Source organism: Chitinophaga sp. CB10, from assembly GCA_001870995.2.
Taxonomy (GTDB): Bacteria; Bacteroidota; Bacteroidia; order Chitinophagales; family Chitinophagaceae; genus Chitinophaga.
In genome coordinates this window covers 1-17,651 of sequence record MLAV02000027.1, presented here as the reverse complement: position 1 = coordinate 17,651, position 17,651 = coordinate 1, and the positions used below count along the sequence as shown (strand labels likewise).

Annotated in this window: 14 protein-coding genes and 1 tRNA gene; 13 read left to right on the top strand and 2 right to left on the bottom strand. The window is 49.7% G+C overall.

The genetic code is table 11. The features are described from left to right. Positions 1-30: 30 nt before the first annotated feature. From BOC67_RS24710 to BOC67_RS24700, 3 genes are all read left to right on the top strand, one after another. Complete coding sequence (locus tag BOC67_RS24710) at positions 31-708, top strand: DUF4998 domain-containing protein (protein WP_291914821.1); 678 nt, start codon at positions 31-33, stop codon at positions 706-708. Between the two features lie 200 nt (positions 709-908). Then, positions 909-1,739, top strand: coding sequence for an AraC family transcriptional regulator (locus BOC67_RS24705; RefSeq protein WP_291914819.1), 831 nt, complete (start codon positions 909-911; stop codon positions 1,737-1,739). 174 nt (positions 1,740-1,913) lie between these two features. After that, complete coding sequence (locus BOC67_RS24700) at positions 1,914-2,294, top strand: hypothetical protein (RefSeq protein ID WP_291914817.1); 381 nt, start codon at positions 1,914-1,916, stop codon at positions 2,292-2,294. Positions 2,295-2,572: 278 nt separating this feature from the next. On the opposite strand, the gene BOC67_RS24695 is transcribed toward BOC67_RS24700, so the two are convergent. Further along, on the bottom strand, positions 2,573-5,446 hold the full coding sequence (locus BOC67_RS24695) for a triple tyrosine motif-containing protein (RefSeq protein ID WP_291914816.1): 2,874 nt from the start codon (positions 5,444-5,446) through the stop codon (positions 2,573-2,575). 242 nt (positions 5,447-5,688) lie between these two features. Here BOC67_RS24695 and BOC67_RS24690 point away from each other — a divergent pair, with 242 nt between their 5' ends. Next, positions 5,689-7,380, top strand: a complete 1,692-nt coding sequence (locus tag BOC67_RS24690) for a cellulase family glycosylhydrolase (RefSeq protein WP_291914815.1) — start codon at positions 5,689-5,691, stop codon at positions 7,378-7,380. A gap of 54 nt (positions 7,381-7,434) precedes the next feature. Further along, positions 7,435-8,625, top strand: coding sequence for a family 16 glycosylhydrolase (locus tag BOC67_RS24685; RefSeq protein WP_291914814.1), 1,191 nt, complete (start codon positions 7,435-7,437; stop codon positions 8,623-8,625). A gap of 182 nt (positions 8,626-8,807) precedes the next feature. On the opposite strand, the gene BOC67_RS24680 is transcribed toward BOC67_RS24685, so the two are convergent. Further along, positions 8,808-9,275 carry a glycine zipper domain-containing protein gene (locus tag BOC67_RS24680; protein WP_291914812.1) on the bottom strand — a complete coding sequence of 156 codons (468 nt, stop codon included), beginning with the start codon at positions 9,273-9,275 and terminating at the stop codon, positions 8,808-8,810. Positions 9,276-9,462: 187 nt separating this feature from the next. On the opposite strand from BOC67_RS24680, the gene BOC67_RS24675 reads away from it, so the two are divergent. From BOC67_RS24675 to BOC67_RS24640, 8 genes are all read left to right on the top strand, one after another. Then, positions 9,463-10,410, top strand: coding sequence for an ABC transporter ATP-binding protein (locus BOC67_RS24675; RefSeq protein WP_291914810.1), 948 nt, complete (start codon positions 9,463-9,465; stop codon positions 10,408-10,410). A gap of 185 nt (positions 10,411-10,595) precedes the next feature. Beyond that, positions 10,596-11,672, top strand: a complete 1,077-nt coding sequence (locus tag BOC67_RS24670; protein ID WP_291914808.1) for a FecR domain-containing protein — start codon at positions 10,596-10,598, stop codon at positions 11,670-11,672. A 90-nt stretch (positions 11,673-11,762) separates the two neighbouring features. Beyond that, positions 11,763-13,607, top strand: a complete 1,845-nt coding sequence (locus tag BOC67_RS24665) for a M1 family metallopeptidase (RefSeq protein WP_291914806.1) — start codon at positions 11,763-11,765, stop codon at positions 13,605-13,607. Positions 13,608-13,740: 133 nt separating this feature from the next. After that, on the top strand, positions 13,741-14,232 hold the full coding sequence (locus BOC67_RS24660; RefSeq protein ID WP_291914804.1) for a DinB family protein: 492 nt from the start codon (positions 13,741-13,743) through the stop codon (positions 14,230-14,232). A 202-nt stretch (positions 14,233-14,434) separates the two neighbouring features. After that, positions 14,435-14,507 (top strand) — tRNA-Lys (locus tag BOC67_RS24655). Positions 14,508-15,447: 940 nt separating this feature from the next. Beyond that, entirely contained in the window at positions 15,448-16,227 is a 780-nt protein-coding gene (locus tag BOC67_RS24650; RefSeq protein ID WP_291914801.1) for an AraC family transcriptional regulator, read from the top strand. Positions 16,228-16,291: 64 nt separating this feature from the next. Further along, positions 16,292-17,107 (top strand): alpha/beta fold hydrolase, encoded by an 816-nt coding sequence (locus tag BOC67_RS24645; protein ID WP_291914799.1) that lies wholly within the window; start codon positions 16,292-16,294, stop codon positions 17,105-17,107. Between the two features lie 16 nt (positions 17,108-17,123). Then, positions 17,124-17,513, top strand: a complete 390-nt coding sequence (locus BOC67_RS24640; RefSeq protein ID WP_291914797.1) for a nuclear transport factor 2 family protein — start codon at positions 17,124-17,126, stop codon at positions 17,511-17,513. The last annotated feature ends 138 nt before the right edge of the window (positions 17,514-17,651 follow it).

Genomic DNA, 17,651 nt, shown 5'->3' with positions numbered 1-17,651 from the left:
CGGTGAATTATTGACCTGCAAACTATCTGTATGATCAAAAAATTAATGCTCGGAATAAGCGCCATCTGCAGCCTCTATGCCTGCTCCAAGGTGGACGATAATTTTAAGAATATGGTCGTGCCCAGTGGCGTACTCTATACGGCCAAAACGGACCAGCTCACCACCTGGTCCGGCCGGGAACGCATGATGCTATCCTGGCGCCGCGGCCCGGATACCAAAATCAAAAGCGCCATCGTGTACTGGAATACCGGTAAGGATTCCATGAGCTTCGATGTGCCGGCACTGCCATCCACGGATTCGGTATTTGTACTGATCCCCAGGCTGCCGGAAAGCAGTTACTCCTTTACGGTAATTACCCGCGACGGTGCAGGGCATCACTCCGTGCCGGTCAGCATCCTCGGTAATACCTACGGCCCCGTGTATGAGGGTTCGTTGCAACCCAGGGTGGTGAAAAGCAGTAAAATGGTGGGCAGCGATTTTTATGTCTACTGGTATAAAAGCAACGATGTAACCAACGTAAATACAAGGCTGAATTATACCGACCTGGCAGGGGCTTTGCAAACGGTCGATAACCCCGGTGATCCGGACTCTATTGTCCTGAAAAACGCTAAAAAGGGGAGTTTTTGTAAGTTTCAGACGATGTTTAAACCCACGGCTACGAGTATAGATACCTTCTACTCCCGTGTAGATTCCGTGAAAGTGCCGTAGGGCGGGGTTTGACGATTGAAGCAGGAAAGCAGGCGTCCCGTAGCGCCTGCTTTCCTTTTTTATATTTACCGCCAAAGGCGGGAATAATTTTGCCATCTGCCCGGAATGCCTATTTTTATGTACAGAATGCAAAGGAGCAGAACACCTGTTGAGCCTATATTCCAATCGCGCAATTTTCGTTAACCGTTATCGTACCGGCTATGAAAGCTAAACTATATATCCCGCATCCGGCCTTGCAGGAGTTTATCCATAATATCGGCGTTTATGGCGCTGATTTTACAAAAGAGCCAGCTTTATCCAACAAATACCGTTTTGTGCCGTCCTACCAGCGCTATATCATGTTTTACCTGGAAGACCCGGTGAAGGTGCAGCGGGTATATTCCGATGAATTCGTGGAGAAGTCCGTAAGCCTCACGGTGGGCCCGCTGGAAAAGGCCGTCTGGCTCGACATGGGGCGCCGTCACCTGGCCCTGGGCGTGGCCTTTAAGCCCGGCGGCCTGTTCCGCCTGCTGAATATCCATATGACGGAGCTGCATGAGCAGGACTTTGATACAAAACTCTTCCTCGGCCGGGAGATCGAAGATATCAACTGCCAGCTCAAAGAAAATACGGACAACTGGGATAAGATGGTAGCCATCGTGGAAACCTGGCTCCTGAAAAAAGTAGCCCGGCTGAAGCCTTCCATCGCGGTGGACCTCGTGATGGAAAAGCTGATCCAAAGCGCCGGTAACCTCACCATCGAAAAAATGGCCTACGAAGCCTGTATCAGCACCCGGCAGTTTGAACGCCGCTGCGTGGAACGCACGGGAATGTCCCCCAAGCGATACGCCCGCCTGGTCCGTTTCTGCAAAGCCTACCACCTGAAAGAGAACTTCCCTGATGCCACCTGGACCCGCATCGCGCACATGAGCGGGTATTACGACCAGATGCACTTTATCCGCGATTTTAAAGAATTTGCCGGCATTACGCCCAGCATCATTAACGACGAGGAACTGAAAAGCACCATCCGCCTGCATAGTTACATGACCTGACAAAAAATGTCGGATTTGTACTATTCCCGAACGAAAGGTCTTGATAATTTTGGGCAAAACTATCATTCGCAGCCTTTCCTTCCGCCATTGGAAAGTTCATTTAAAGAAGTAAGATCCCCGTTGTTTGTTTTCCTAAAAAACAGGACCTTTGCAGGGTATCATATTTATGGCCTGATGGACTACATTGCTGAAAATCCGCGGATTGCCCACTTCTTTGCAGGCAAGTCCGATATTACGAAAGCCCTGTTCAATCACTTTATTGCGGAATATAACAAGATCGGTAACATCCACCTCGTACCTACCAAAACCATGATCGCCCTGACCACCGGCGGCGACGACGATCCCCGCATCGCCTGGGTTTCCCAGCTGGGCAAAAATTTTGTGCATGTGGTATTTCCATTCCGGGAGCTCTACCCGGACAACCTTTGCTTTACAAAAATGGGGCAGGTGCCCGGTAGTAACCAGTACAATCATCATTTCAGGATGTATGACGGGGGAGATGTAAATGCTGAAGTGAAAAAATTCATGAAACTGGCCTATAAAACCCTGGGCTGAATTCCGTTTTCAAACAGTTTGTCCGGAATCGGACAGGTTTCAAATCACGTATATGCATTAACGTGCTGATAACCAGTAATGCGCCACTGGCATCGAGATTGGATTATTATCTCCCAAAATAATAATTCAATGGATAAGGCCCTTGCCCAATCAGAAATATCCCGGCGACGTAAAAAACGATACCTGTACCGCTGCTGGGCAAGCTGCTGGCCCATACCTGTATGCTGTCACAGCCGGCAGCCCATACGCAACATACAGCGTTGGTGTTTACCATTGAACTATGATTCCCTGGTCACCTCCATGAGGAAGTCGAAGAGGTTGGTTTCTCCCGGCACCTCCAGCTTTTTACGCAGCCGGTAACGGCTGGTTTCCACGCCCCGCACGGAAATGCCCATGGTTTGCGCAATCTCTTTGGTGGTGAGGTTGATGCGCAGGTAAGCGCAAAGCTTTAAGTCCGTCGTAGTGAGTTCCGGGAATTTCTTCTTCAGCGTAAGCAGGAAGTTGTTATGCACTTCATCAAAGTGGCGGGAAAACTCCGTCCAGTCGTCCTCGTTATTTTCCGCTTCCTCAAAGAGTTTCATCACCTTCCTGAATTTAGGCATGGGCGCAGGATCGCTGAGTTTTTTCACCGCCTCCAAAAATGCTTCCTTGATATCGGAGAGCGTTTTTCCTTTTTGCACGATGTTCATGGCGGCGGTGGCCAGCTCTTTATTTTTATGTTGCACATCCGCCTGCAGCTTTTCGTTGCGGAGCTTCACCAGCTGCATTTCATGGCGTTCCATTTCCAGCTGGTGACTGATGATGAGCTGTTCCTGCTCCTTCAGGTGGCGCTGTTGCTGCGCGGCGAGGCGTTTGCGGTGGCGCTGGTACACGAGGTAGCCGGCCAGTACTAACAGGAGCGCATACACGCACCAGGCGTACCAGGTTTGATACCAGGCCGGGTGGATGTAAAAGCTATAGGTAGCCGGGGCCGAAACATTGCCCATATTGTCCTTCGCCTTCACGAGGAAGCGGTAGTGGCCAAAGGGCAGGTTGGTATATTCCTTCTCCGTTTTGGGGGACCATTCGGAAAATTCCTTGTCGTACCCTTCCAGCTGGTAGGCATATAATATATTACTGCTCCGCGTGATGGCCGGGGAGGAAAACTCGAACCGGAAGTTGCGGAAAGCGTTGGCCAGCGCGGGTTCGCTGCCGGCGCTGGCGCCGGGGTAGCCGCCGTACAGCAGGCTGTCCGTTTGCCGGGTACCCGTCATCACGGCGCCCATCAGTACTTTAGGCCCCGTATGCTGCTGGTTGTACTTTTTATAATTCAGGTGGATCAACCCCTTATCCCCAGCCAGGAAGATGTTCTCTTCATCATAGGGGTAAATAAATTCGAACCCGGTAATGATATGGTCAGTCAGTTCCGGGAAATAGATGATGCGGTTGGTTTTGGTATCTGCCAGGCCCACTTTGTTGGCGGACACGAACCAGATATTCCCTTTCCCGTCTTCGCGGAGGTATTGCAGCGGGATGCGCCCGAATAGCTGCTGCCATTTTTTGGAAGGCGCAAAGCGTTTGCCGCCGGGTTGAAATTCGTATATCCCTGCCTCTGTGGCCGCTACCATCCTGCCTTGCAGGGTAAATACAAAATTATTATCGTTGGAAGGCAAGCCCTCTTTTTGCGTGTAGAGGTCAAACTTCAGGGAATCCTGGACGAAGTGCAGGTGATAAATGCCCCGGTACGGGTGGGAGGACCATATATTGTGTTCGTCGTCCGACGCGAGGAAGCGCAGCGATTCATACAGTCCGTTGATATGCCGCTGGATATTGAACCTGCCCTGCTCCAGGGTGGCCGCGGCCAGACCGTTGTAGCAGCCGGCTATGAGCCGCCCGCCAACGGGCAGGTAGGTCCAGCTGCCGATATCCGTCAGCAGCGGCGTAACGTTTGTGTTACTGATTTCAAACGTGCCATCGTTGTGGCCCATCAGCAGGTGTCCGTTATACGCGTGCAGGTTCCACACCTGCCCGGACGTTTTAGGGATGCGGGTGAACGCGCCTTTGGACAGGCTGATGTCCGTACTGCTGTCGAGATTGGAAACAAAGAGGCCATCGATGGTGCCTACATAGAGTTTATGTTGAAAAACGCTGGCGGTGTAGGCGCCGAGCAGGTTGCCCTTGTCCGGCGCAATGCGTTTGACGGCCGCGTTGTAATGCAGGTGGTCGATGCCGTTGTCCAGTGTGAGCCAGAGGTTGCGTGCCTCGTCGCTGAAAATCCGCAGGATGTTATTGCTTTGCAGGCCTTCGTTGCTGGTGAACTGTTGCTGGATGCGGCCGCCGGGCAGGTCTATAATATACAGTCCGTTGGTGAACGTGCCGATGGCGTACTGGGTAGGGCTCAATTGCAGGCCACAATAGATATGCGTGTTGCGGAAAGCCTCGTCCGCATCCGTGCGAACGGGGATCAGCTGGTTGCGGTATATTTTATAGAGGCCATTTTTAATCGTAGCTACCAGCAGGGTGTCGTTACTTTCGCTGAGGATGGCGCTGATCACCAGTTGCTGGTCCGTGATGCTGGTGCACCACAATTTCCATTCATTGTTTTCGAAGCGGTAGAGGCCTATGGCATTGTCTTCCGCATAGAGGTGTTTGCCGCTGGAGCCCATGATCTTCCATTCCATGCGGGAAAAAGTAACGTCTATTTTACCCTTATTATCGAGGCGGAAAATCTTGTTGTTGGTTCTGAAAAAAATGTTGCCGTTCATGGCTTCGATGTTCCAAACGTCCGCAAACTGCCTTTTGCCTTCCGGGATTTGTGGTTTCAGGGAGGTATAGGTGAGGTTTCCCTTGTCGTTGGGCTGGAAATACCCGAAATCATCCTGGGCGCCCACGTAAATGCGGCCATCCGGCGTGGCTTTCACGGAGCGCACACGGGTTTTGTTGGGCACCGGGAGGAGCCGCCAGTTGCTGCCATTGAAAGTAATAAGCCCTTCGTTGTTGGCGAAGTAGAGGATACCATATTTATCCATGCTGACGTCGTACGTCTGCCCGTTGCCTTTATAAACAGTGCGGTCGTAATTGGCAATAGCAGGCAGTCCGATAGTTTGCTGAGCGGATAACGTGGCGCTTACGAGTAACAGTATAAGGAATAGCAGATGCCCGATAAACTTCATAACAGTAAATGTAAAAATTTTTCTATTGTAGTAGGTATGACGTGTACAATTTGCCCGCCCTTAGCCCCACAATCAGCGCCGTGTAGTAGAAATGACGTACCGTGAAATGCAGCAATGTCGGCACTTTTACAGACTTTAGCGGTAGTGATTCACCAGCTATAAATTCACGTTTGCGTATGCGATTTCAGGGTTATGAAGCCTCTTTTGCCAAAAGAGTAATGGTACTATCAACGCTTGTATTAATGTTCGGATTACTGGCTAACGGCCAGGGTTTTCTCAAAGCGAAGGGTCATATGATTGTCAACGGGAATGGCGAGCGGGTGATACTGAGAGGTATGGGCCTCGGCGGATGGATGTTACAGGAAGGCTATATGTTCCGCCTGGGAAATGTAGGCCAGCAATATAAAATTAAAGCGAAGATCCGGGAACTGATCGGGCCTGAAAAAACGGCCGTTATATATAATACCTGGCTCAGGAGCCATACCACGAAAGCGGATATTGATTCGCTGGCGGCCTGGGGTTTCAATTCCGTACGGCTGCCGATGCACTATGAGCTGTACACGCCGGCAGTGGAAGACGAGCCGGCGCCGGGGCAGCAAACCTGGAAGGAAGAAGGCTTTGCGCTGACGGATTCGTTGCTGGCATGGTGCAAGGCCAACCGCATGTACCTGATCCTGGACCTGCATGCCGCGCCAGGCGGACAGGGGCACGACCTGCCGATTTCCGACCGGCATCCGGAAAGGCCGTCCCTCTGGGAAAGCGAGGCTAACCAGGCTAAAACCATCGCCCTCTGGCGGCAGCTGGCTGCGCGCTATGCTGATGAACCCTGGATTGGCGGATATGATATTCTTAATGAACCAAACTGGGGGTTTGAAGATGTGTCAGATAAATCAGGGGGGAGGGAGAAAATTAATGCCCCGTTAAAAAAACTGCTGCGTGACATCACTACGGCTATCAGGGCGGTAGACCAACGCCACCTGGTTATCATAGAGGGTAACGCCTTCGGTAACAACTATAACGGCATTCTCCCCACGTGGGATGAAAACATGGCGTTGAGCTTTCACAAATACGGCAATTTCCCGGATGAAGCGTCAATTGCACGCTTCAAGGCACTGCGGGAGCAATACAATGTGCCGCTGTGGTTGGGAGAGTCCGGAGAGAACAGCAATACCTGGTACCAGCAGGTGATCAGCCTGGCGGAAGCCAATGATATAGGCTGGGCCTGGTGGCAGCAGAAGAAGATCGGGATCAACCAGCCGATGGAGATCCGCATCAATCCGGGCTTCCAGGCAATACTCGATTACTGGAACGGGAAGGGCCCGAAGCCGGGAGCGGAGGAAGCTTACCAGGCCCTCCTGGAATTTGTAAACAATACCCGTGCGGAAAATACGGTCGTGCACCGGGATGTGGTGGACGCGATGTTCCGCCAGGTCCGCAGTACGGAGGCAATTCCCTTCCGCGAACATGTGATTGGCGATGCGGCGATTGTGCAGGCGGTGGATTATGACCTGGGCCGTAACGGTTACGCCTATAACGACCTGGATACGGCGAGCTATCACTACACGCCCGGCGTAAACACCCGCGGCAACCGGGGCATGGCTTACCGCAATGACGGAGTGGACATCAAGGCAGACAACGGAGCTTATTACATTTTTCATACAGAAGATAACGAATGGTTGCAATACACTGTAAAAGTGCCAAAAGCAGGGAGTTACACTATTAAGCTGACAGTGGCTAAGGACAGCGCCGATGCGCTGCTGGACCTGCAGGTAAATGGCAAAGACCGGGCAAAGGGGCTGGCCGTGCCGGCAGGCGCCGGATGGCAGCAGGCGACCGTGGCGGACGTAAAGCTGGACAAGGGCGAGAACCGGATCCGCGTGGTATTTGCCAGGGGAGGCTGTTTATTTAGTCAACTGGAATTTAAAAGGAAGTAATTATGAAGACAGTATATCACCCCTCTATTGTTAACTTTTATAAGTGTAAAACCCATGAAAGCAAATCAATTCCACGTGGGCGTTGCCGTAATGCTCGCCCTGATGTCCTGCACGAAGGACCATGAAAACAAGATACAGCAGCCTGTCGAAAGTCAAACTAAAGCTGCAACAGAAGCCGTATCGTATAACCTGATCTGGTCTGATGAGTTCAATGGTACCAGTGTAAACACCAACAACTGGAACTTTGAAACCGGACCGAATGTAAACAACGAGAAGCAGTACTACCAGGCGGCGAATGCCACCGTGAGCAACGGCAACCTGGTGATCACTGCGAGGAAGCAGAGCGTGGGCGGCATGCCTTATACCTCTGCCCGCCTGAATACCTCCGGGCACTTCAGCGTGAAATACGGCCGTATAGAAGCCAGCATCAAGCTGCCTTCCGGCCAGGGGCTATGGCCAGCCTTCTGGATGTTGGGCAACAACATCGGGTCAGTAGGATGGCCGGCATGTGGAGAGATTGACATTATGGAACGCGTAAATACCAGCAGTACCATTTACGGTACCATTCACTGGAATGCGAACGGGCATGTGTCGTACGGCGGCACAACCACCACTACGCCGGATAATTACCACGTGTATGCGGTAGAGTGGGATGCCAGCAGTATCCGCTGGTATGTGGATGGAGTACAGTACGCTACGGCGAATATCCTGAACAACATCAACAGCACGGAGGAGTTCCATAATCCGTTCTTTATAATATTAAACCTTGCCGTGGCGGGCGATTTCCCCGGTCAGACCGTGGATGAGAGCAAGTTGCCGGCAAGTATGTATGTAGACTATGTGCGCGTCTATTCCATGACGCAGGCGTCCGCACCGATCGGGCAGACGATCACGCTGCGGGGCTTCAACAATGCTTATGTAAGCGGTGAAAACGGTACGCAGGCGATGACCTGTACCCGTGCTACTGCGCAGGCCTGGGAGCAGTTTACCGTGGTGGATGCCGGCGGCGGAAAGGTAGCGTTACAGTCTATGGGAAAATATGTTTCGTCAGAAAACGGCGTCAATCCGATTACCTGTAACCGGACTACGATTGGCGACTGGGAAAAGTTTGACTGGATTGTTAATGCCGACGGCACCATATCGCTACGGGGCAATAATGGCAGGTATGTGTCTTCCGAAAACGGGACACAGGCAATGACTTGCAACCGTACTGCGATTGGAGGCTGGGAGGCCTTTCATATCTAGTTATTTTTGGGTGATGTATCAGGCCACGCTTTCTAGCGTGGCTTTTTTTGCGGTTTTTTTTCTCGCAAAGGGGCGTAAGGATTTTAAGGTCGCAAAGGGTGGGGGTTATAACAACATACTATCAGCCTTTGCATCTTATGCACTCTTATGTCCCTTTGCGAGAAACCTCTCTTAAAAAGAAATTACTGTTGTTCTTTCTTCTTTTTCGCATGATCTACGATCGCGCCGGTACCTGCGCCTACGCCCGCACCGATGATGGTGCCGATGGCAGCGCCCTTAACGCGGTCTTTGTTGACGATGGCCCCGGTAACTGCACCAGCGCCGGCGCCTACAACAGCGCCTTTAGCGGTATGGCTCCAGGAACCAAAGCCTTTCTTTTTCTTCGTTTCAGCAGGAGCCGCGGCTGCTGTGGACCCCTCTGCAGGAGCCTCGTATGTGGCAGGAGAGAACCCGCTTTCATGTGCAGCGCCTTTTCCATGTTTTTTAGCCACCCGGTTCATAGAGTCAATCACCTGTTGTTTAACGGTGTTAACGTTGTTGATAGAATCGATAGTGGCCTGTTTGGCTGCCTGAATAGCCGCCTGGTCCGGCTGGCTTTTGCAGGAGAACAGTACTAAAGCTGCTGCTACGGCTACGAATGTTTGTCGCATTGGTTAAAACTTTTATGATTGCCTCTGAAATGTGGGGTTGGCCAAAATCATGCCAATCTGGTGAATAATGCCGCAAATATATAAAGATTTCCATTTATACAATAGTGCCGGCAGCGCAATAAAAACAGCGATTTTATTGCATTTTGAATACCTTTACGGCTTCTTTTTAAACAATAATGGCGGCATTATGAATTTTATTGAGGTCAGCGGAATCAGCAAGCAATTACAGGATCAGCCCATTTTAAAGCATATCAGCTTTGTACAGCCACAGTTTCAGCAGCTCGCCATTGCCGGCGCCACCGGCTCCGGGAAGAGTACCTTACTGAAAATTATTTCCGGTCTGCTGCAGACGGACGAGGGGACCGTGCATTTCAACGGCAACCGCGTAAAGGGGCCGCTGGAGGTGCTGTTACCGGGCCATCCTGGAATTGCATATTTGTCCCAGCACTTTGAGTTGCGCAATAACTTCCGGGTGGAAGAAATCCTGGAACGGGACAATAAGCTGGTGGAGGCAGACGCCATGCATGTGTACGAAGTATGCCGCATTACGCACCTGTTTAAAAGAAAGAACGACCAGATATCCGGCGGCGAGCGGCAGCGCGTAGCGCTGGCGCGGTTGCTGACCACCGCTCCGCAATTGCTGGTCTTGGACGAACCGTATTCCAACCTGGATATGATCCACAAGCAACAGCTCAAGGACGTGATTGCAGACATTGCCAGCGAGCTGTCCATCACCTGCATCCTCACTTCGCATGACCCGCTGGATGTACTTTCCTGGGCGGACCGCATTCTGATCATGCGTGCCGGGGAGATTGTGCAGGACGGCACGCCGCAGGAGGTGTACCTGCAGCCGGCGGATAATTATTGCGCGGCCCTGTTCGGAAAATTCAATCACATCGCTGCGGCGGATGCCGTGGACCTGGGGCTTAAAACCAGCGGCAAGGACCTGTACGTCCGCCCGGAGAACATCGTGCTGACGAAGGGAAAGGGCATTGCGGCCAAAGTACAATCCGTGAAGTTTTTTGGCAGCTATGAAGAGGCGTGCCTGCTTGCGGGAGCGGTGAAATTAACGGCCAGCTTCCATCCCGGAACGGTGCGCGCGGGAGAGGAGATCACGGTTAAGATCAGTAAATAATAAGGCATTGCATTTACAGGAGCCCCGTTGCATTAGGCATGCAACGGGGCTTTTGGCATGATGCGGCGGGCGTTTTGTGGCGGGGACGGGCAGGGCGCCCCCGCGGCGCTGACTTCTCCCCCAAAAAAATAAAAAATTTTTCATAATTTCCTTTTCCAGAAAATCCTCAATATTCCCCTCGTATCATGGAAAGGGATCATATATTCCGATTGTATATACAGCATAAAACAGGTAACAACTCCGCAGAAGAGGAGCAATTTATAGCGCATGCGCTGCGGGAGGACCCTGCGTTTGCCGCCGTTTGGAAGGAGCTGACCCGCGGGGAGGCGCCGGCGCCGGAGGAAGATGCGGCGATAACGGCCTGGTATAAACGCCGCAAAAAGCTCGTGCGGCAACGGTTCCGCACGATGGTGGGGGCAGCGGTGATTATGCTGCTGATGGCCGTTGGCGGGGGCTGGTACCTGCAACACAAAAACAGGCTGGCAGCGGGCAGTCTGGCCGATTTGCTGACGAAGCCCGGCCCTGCTGCTGAACTGGTGGTGAACGGTCGTGCGCAACCCTTACCCGCTTCTTTTCGTATAGGCGGCGCCGTTATTAAAACAGATAGCGGCCGGTTAATAATTTCCGGGAGCGATACGGCTGTCGCCATGCTGAAAGTGCCGGCAGGCCAGCGTTTCAGGGTGTTACTGGGAGATGGAACCGAAGCCTGGCTCAATGCCGCGTCCAGTCTGCAATTCCCCCTCCGGTTTACAGACGGAAAGCGGGAGGTTACGGCAAGGGGAGAAGTTTATTTTACCATCGCGGCGGGCGCTGCGCCGCCTTTTATCATACACGCTGGTGCAAACACGGTGAAAGGCGAGGGCCGGGTGAACGTAAATACTTATACTAACGGTGTCGTACATACGATGGTGACGGCGGGTAACGTGCAGGTTACTGCACGGAACGGCCGGCGCCAGGCTGTAGAAGCGGGTATGGGCGCTACTTTCCGGGATGGGAAATTTGTATTGCAGCCGCTGGACAGCGCGCGGGACCTTGCCTGGCTGAATGGGGAAACCTATTATCAGCAGCTGCCGTTGCAGGAGCTGGCATCCAGCGCATCCCGGTTTTACGGCTATACGTTTGTGGTGGCTAATCCGAAGCTGCTGCAGCGGACCTTCTCCGGGCAAATGGACCGAGCGGACCTGGAGGCTTTCCTCACCGACCTGAAGCTGACAGGCAATATCAGATATACCATCCGGGGCAAGGAGATTGAGTTACGTTAGTTCCGTTTAACCTTCCGCTGGCCCGGTGGTAATATGCGGTTTGCAAAAAATCGCAAATTTTAGGAAGTTCGCCAGTATATACGATGACTTATGAGAAATACCTTTTTGATGCTGATAGTCCTGCTGGCGGCCACCATGGCTGCTGCGCAGGAGCTGTACCAACCCCGCAACATTCGTAAGGCGTATGCCGCCGGCATCCGTTCCATGACGGGCGCGCCGGGCCCGAAATACTGGCAGAACAAGGGGCGCTACGATATTCAGTTTAAGCTGGCGCCTCCTTCCCGGACGGTGACGGGCAACGAAACGATTGTATATGTAAATAACAGTCCCGATACGCTGAAACGTTTGTGCATCCGCATGAACACGAACCTGCATAAATATCAGTCGCCCCGCTCCGGCTATCACAGCCTGGATTTCCTCGACAGCGGGATGGTGATTCAAAAATTTATTTACAATGGTCAGTCGCTGACGTTTAATAACGACGTGGGTACTGCGGGGTACATCAACCTCCCAAAACCGCTGCTGGCCGGCGATAGCGCGAAAATAGCAATCAGCTGGCAATATAATTTGTCCAGGGAAAGCGGCCGCGAAGGGATGATTGACAGCACGACGGCCTTCCTGGCGTATGCTTATCCGCGAATAGCCGTGTACGATGATTACAATGGCTGGGATGATATTCCGCATACGGACAGGGCGGAGTTTTATAATGATTTCAACGATTATACGGTGGCGGTAACCGTTCCGAAAAACTTCGTGGTATGGGGTACCGGCGATCTGCTGAATGCGGCGGAAGTGCTGCAGCCCGCTATAGCGCAGCGTTTGAAGGCTTCCTACACGGCGGATGAAACGATCCGCGTAGCTACGTTACAGGAGATGCTGGGCGGAAAAGTGACGGCGCAGCGCGATTGGAATACCTGGAAATTTGCCGTGAATCATATTGTGGATGTGACGTATGGCGTGAGTGACCATTACGTATGGGATGCCGGCAGCGCGCTGCTGGACACAGCTACCGGCCGCAGGGCCAGCATGCAGGCGGCGTATAACGACACGGCTACGGACTTCCGTAAATCCGTTGAGTTTGGCCGGTTTGCGCTGGGCTGGTTTTCCAACCACTGGCCGGGCATAGCGTATCCTTACCCGGTGATGACGGCGTTCCAGGGGTATGCGGATATGGAATATCCGATGATGGTGAACGATGGGAACGTGGGCGACCTGGACTTTGCGCAGCTGTTGCAGGATCATGAGATGGCGCATACCTATTTCCCGTTTTATATGGGCATCAATGAAACCCGCTATGCGTTTATGGACGAGGGTTGGGCCACGACGTTTGAGTACCTGATCGGCATTGCGGAGAAGGGGAAAGAGGCCGCGGATAATTTCTACAAGGAGTTCAGGGTGAAGCGTTACATCGGCGACCCAAGTGCAGAGGAGGATCAGCCGATCATTTCTATGTCGACCCAGGTGAGCGGTATGGGCTATGGCAGCAACTCCTACGGCAAGGCATCGCTGGCGTACCTGGCCGTGAAGGACCTGTTGGGCGATGCGCTGTTTAAGAAGGCGCTGCATCATTATATGCATACCTGGAACGGAAAGCATCCTATTCCGTGGGATTTCTTCAACTGCTTTAATACGGCTACCGGTAAGAATTTGAACTGGTTCTGGCAGAACTGGTTTTTCTCGAATAATTATATAGACCTGGCGGTAGAGACGGTGAAAGGAAAGGTGACGGTCAGGAATGCGGGCGGTTTTGCGATACCGTTTGATTTGGTGGTAGTGGATGCCGGCGGCAGGGAAACGCGCAGGCATTATACGCCGGCGGTGTGGGAGAAGAACCCGCGGGCGGTAACATTCCCGGTGCCGGAGCGGATTCAGCAGGTAAGGGTAGAGGGCGGATTGTTTATGGATGCGACGCCGGGGGATAATGCGAGTAAGTAGATGGCGCTTTTTACAGGGAGCGGGGACAGGGCCATGGGCGTTGTCCCCGCTTTTTTTTGGGGTGGTTAATTTCCTCCTGACATAGGGTTGTCACTTCGCGGTTTTTACTTTGTATCAACAAAAAATAGCGACCATGAATATCATTGAATTGCTCCTCCAGGAACTGAAAAACGAGTCTTCCACCACCAGGAAAATGCTGCAACGCGTACCTGACGGCAAATTTGACTGGAAACCTCATGAAAAAAGTATGACCATGGGCCGGCTGGCAACGCACCTCGCGGAGGTTTCCGGCTGGATACCGATGGTATTGGATACGGATGAGATCAATTTCTCAGAAAATGATTTCAAGCCAAAAGTGGTAGGCTCCAATGCGGAGTTGCTGGAATTTTTTGAAGAAGAATTACAGAAGGGCGAGGCGGCGTTGTCGAAAGCAACGGAGGCCGACCTGCAACGGAACTGGACGATGCGCAGCGGCGATGAGATATCGAGTTCCAGCAGCAAGTACGAAGTGATGCGGATGATCTTCGGGCAGATGATCCACCACCGTGCGCAGCTGGGCTACGATCTGCGTTTGCTGGATGTGCCTATTCCGGGCAGTTATGGTCCGAGTGCGGACGAACATTAAGCATAAAAAAGGGGCGGGGTAATGTTGTACGGGCACAATATTACCCCGCTTACGGGTATGGCTATACGCAAAAATGTAAATTTTTTTATGGGGTAGAGGTGGCTGTGGTAGAGGGTTTGGGGGTATTGTAAATAAAAATGTTTCAATAAAATTTTGTGCGAATGAATATTTTTCTATCTTTGCACTCCCGAAACGCGGGAATGATTCCGTAGCTCAGTTGGTAGAGCAATACACTTTTAATGTATGGGCCCTGGGTTCGAGTCCCAGCGGGATCACTGAAGGCTACGCAAAGCGTAGCCTTTTTCGTTTAAGCTTCACTCCCGGCATAGGTTTTCACAAATAAGTAGTTCAAAATAATTCAAACTCCATCAAAAAGGGCTGCGGTCTGTCAAATCTTTAAAGAAATGAAAATCTACGAAGACCCAGTTAACTTCTTTAATTTTATATTTGACTTATGAGCAAGTTGCATATATCATTTCTCATGGCGCTTTTGACCGTATCGAGCTGCTCCCCTAAGACAACGGGAATATTAGCAACTTATAACGGTTTGCCAATAACTGATCTATGTGATTTGCCTAATTATCAGGGGCGGAAAGTCTATTTAAAGTGCAGTTATAGTGGAATTGAAGAATATTGGTCTCTAGGCTCTCTAAAATCAAAAGAATGCACAAGCAGTTTGCTGGTTGACCTGGACTTCAGCGATGACTATAAAATGCCATCCAGATTTGAGCATGCTTTAACAAGCGTTCATAATAGTTATTGGAATTCATACTTATTAATAGAAGCATTAGGTAGATACGAAACAAAGCAAGACGGCGGATATGGGCACCTAGGAACCAATAAATCGAGATTTGTAATAAGCGAAGTCATAAGTATGAAATTAGTGCATAAGTGATGAGCTGAATATTCTTATAAATTGAGGCACGGTATTTTGACCCAGAATGTACGATAAAACAAGAATTCATGTAAGAATAAATTAAGGGCAAATTTTAGAGAATTCTGCAGGAAAGGCCCCCTGCAGGATATGTCTTCTAGCCCAAGGTTGAGCTGCCCTCGTTTTAACAACCTGGATAACCAAATCAACATAGACAATAAGCATCAAGAAAATAGGGAAAATCTTAACCTACTTGCCTTACAGCAGATTTATAAACAAAGCAAAAAATGATCGATTTTGGTATTTTTGTTTAAAAGTCGACTCATGCAAAGTAGTTAAAAATGAAACAAACAATAATCCATCCTGGCACAACATTGCAATCTCACGTTCAATATTTTTGGACTTTAGAAGTCTGTCGGGATAGTTGTAATATTCCTATTAGAACCTTCGTGGATGATTCAACTGGAATTTTATTGGAATTTTCATCAGCCGCCAAAGAAGGTTTACTTAGGAGAAGCATGATTTATGGACAGACTACATCCCCAACCTTTAATCAAAATAAAGAGCCGTTCCTGGTCTTAGGAGTGCTTTTCCAACCATACGCAATCAAAGAGTTGTTCCACCTTAACGCCCACGAGCTAACTAATCGACGCATAAATCTGAACGACTTTTTCGGAAGTCAATTGATGGATGTAATAGCCTCAAAAAATAATCTAACTGACAGGATTAACACCCTATCAACGCATATTTCCAGGAGTTTGACAGCCATTAAATATACTGACGACTTAATCAAGCATTGTATGTTGTATATTGAGAAACATAATGGAATGCTTACGGTTAAGGACTTGCAAGTAAAATTTGGTATTTCAGAAAAGCAGTTGGAAAGAAGATTCAAAGATACTGTAGGTGTTTATCCGAGGCACTATTTAAAGATAACCAGGTTCAGGCAAGCGATAAAATTACTATCTGATACATCATGTAATAACCTAACAGACATAGCCTTTGAGCTCAATTATTTTGACCAATCTCATTTCATCAAACAGGCTAAAGAATTGTCAGGGCTGTGCCCGAAAGATTTAAAAAAGGGACTAAGCTCATCTGTTGCAAACCTCATCCTGTAATGCCACGCTGTCGGAATCTTACTATTTTAGATGGCGTGCTGTAAATACTTTTGTTGAAAAAAGTATGATGGCCAAGCAGACACAGGTTACTTTATTTTTATTATTCCTTCTTTCAGTGGGTTGTGGAATTACTGGATCGAAGGAAATACAAAAGACTGAAGACACCTATGTGTTAATTCACGGAGGTTTTCATGGCGCCTGGTGTTGGGATAGACTAAAACCCATTTTAGAGAAAAAAGGATTTAATGTCGTATGCCCCGACCATCCGGGTATGGGGAAAGAACTGTACAACTATACAGACAGCGTCGGGCTCTTGCTTGAACAGCAGCAACGACCGGTGATTTTACTGGGTCATAGTTCAGGTGGAATGGTTATTTCAGAATTAGCGAAAAGGTATCCTCACAAAATAAAAGGGTTGGTCTATTTATCAGCGTTCCTCTTGCCAGACGGCATGGCTCCACCGGACATTATGGAAGATGATACCATATCAATTATGCAATCATCTCTAATCATAGACCAGGATAAGGGAATTGTAAGTGTAGACAAAAGCAAGGCGAAACAACTGTTTTATGAAGATTGCAATGATTCGGTAGCAAAGTGGGCAATTGACAGATTGACCCCTGAACCAATTGCTCCCAAAAATTATAGTGAAGATCCTCAGGTAGATGGCTTAGCTACCGTACCTCTCAAAAGATTCTACATTGAAACGTTACATGATAAGGGGCTTAGCATTATCAGTCAACGTAGAATGCAGGCTATAATGCCTTGTGATAAAGTATATACACTTGAAAGCGGGCATTCTCCGTTTTTATCACAACCGGATAAGCTAGCAACCACCCTCATTAAAATAAGCAATATACTCAGCAAAAAAATAAGGTAAGTTAAATGGAATCATTATGAAAGAGAAAATCCTGGAAACCATTGAAAATTGGCATAATGCGTTAAACGCCAAAGACAAAAACCATTTGGCTGGTCTTGTAAAAGAAGACGTAAAAATGGTTGGTCCAAAAGGGGATGTAAAAGGCAAAAATATTATGTTGGATTGGGTTGACCGAGCCAATATTACCTTGACCCCTAAACGCTATTTTTTATTGGATAATACAGTAATAGTTGAAGAAACTGCCGTATGGCACGAAGCAGAAACGGGAAAAGAAAGTAATACTGCTATAGTTGCCCCGGTATTCGTTCTTGAAAACGGACTTATTACGAGTATTCACAGACATGACAGTTTACACAAAGCTTTTGAAAGTACAGGGCTAAATGAAAAAAATCTTATAACAAAATAGGGTTCGCCATTCCAGATAAATTTATAAAGGATACAGTGGAGAATGTTATGTGTACTGTATGAGACTGTAAAATAAACTGTGTCAAAGGCTAAAAAAACAAGACCTTTAACACAGTTTTTTTTTATGGAACAACAAGAA

Excerpts from the sequence above, each read along its gene's own strand:
- BOC67_RS24700 (WP_291914817.1), top strand. The coding sequence starts at position 1,914 with ATGGACTACATTGCTGAAAATCCGCGGATTGCCCACTTCTTTGCAGGC.
- BOC67_RS24665 (WP_291914806.1), top strand. The coding sequence starts at position 11,763 with ATGAGAAATACCTTTTTGATGCTGATAGTCCTGCTGGCGGCCACCATG.
- BOC67_RS24640 (WP_291914797.1), top strand. The coding sequence starts at position 17,124 with ATGAAAGAGAAAATCCTGGAAACCATTGAAAATTGGCATAATGCGTTA.
- BOC67_RS24690 (WP_291914815.1), top strand. The coding sequence starts at position 5,689 with ATGTTCGGATTACTGGCTAACGGCCAGGGTTTTCTCAAAGCGAAGGGT.
- BOC67_RS24695 (WP_291914816.1), bottom strand. The coding sequence starts at position 5,446 with ATGAAGTTTATCGGGCATCTGCTATTCCTTATACTGTTACTCGTAAGC.
- BOC67_RS24645 (WP_291914799.1), top strand. The coding sequence starts at position 16,292 with ATGATGGCCAAGCAGACACAGGTTACTTTATTTTTATTATTCCTTCTT.
- BOC67_RS24705 (WP_291914819.1), top strand. The coding sequence starts at position 909 with ATGAAAGCTAAACTATATATCCCGCATCCGGCCTTGCAGGAGTTTATC.
- BOC67_RS24685 (WP_291914814.1), top strand. The coding sequence starts at position 7,435 with ATGAAAGCAAATCAATTCCACGTGGGCGTTGCCGTAATGCTCGCCCTG.
- BOC67_RS24660 (WP_291914804.1), top strand. The coding sequence starts at position 13,741 with ATGAATATCATTGAATTGCTCCTCCAGGAACTGAAAAACGAGTCTTCC.
- BOC67_RS24650 (WP_291914801.1), top strand. The coding sequence starts at position 15,448 with ATGAAACAAACAATAATCCATCCTGGCACAACATTGCAATCTCACGTT.
- BOC67_RS24675 (WP_291914810.1), top strand. The coding sequence starts at position 9,463 with ATGAATTTTATTGAGGTCAGCGGAATCAGCAAGCAATTACAGGATCAG.
- BOC67_RS24670 (WP_291914808.1), top strand. The coding sequence starts at position 10,596 with ATGGAAAGGGATCATATATTCCGATTGTATATACAGCATAAAACAGGT.
- BOC67_RS24710 (WP_291914821.1), top strand. The coding sequence starts at position 31 with ATGATCAAAAAATTAATGCTCGGAATAAGCGCCATCTGCAGCCTCTAT.
- BOC67_RS24680 (WP_291914812.1), bottom strand. The coding sequence starts at position 9,275 with ATGCGACAAACATTCGTAGCCGTAGCAGCAGCTTTAGTACTGTTCTCC.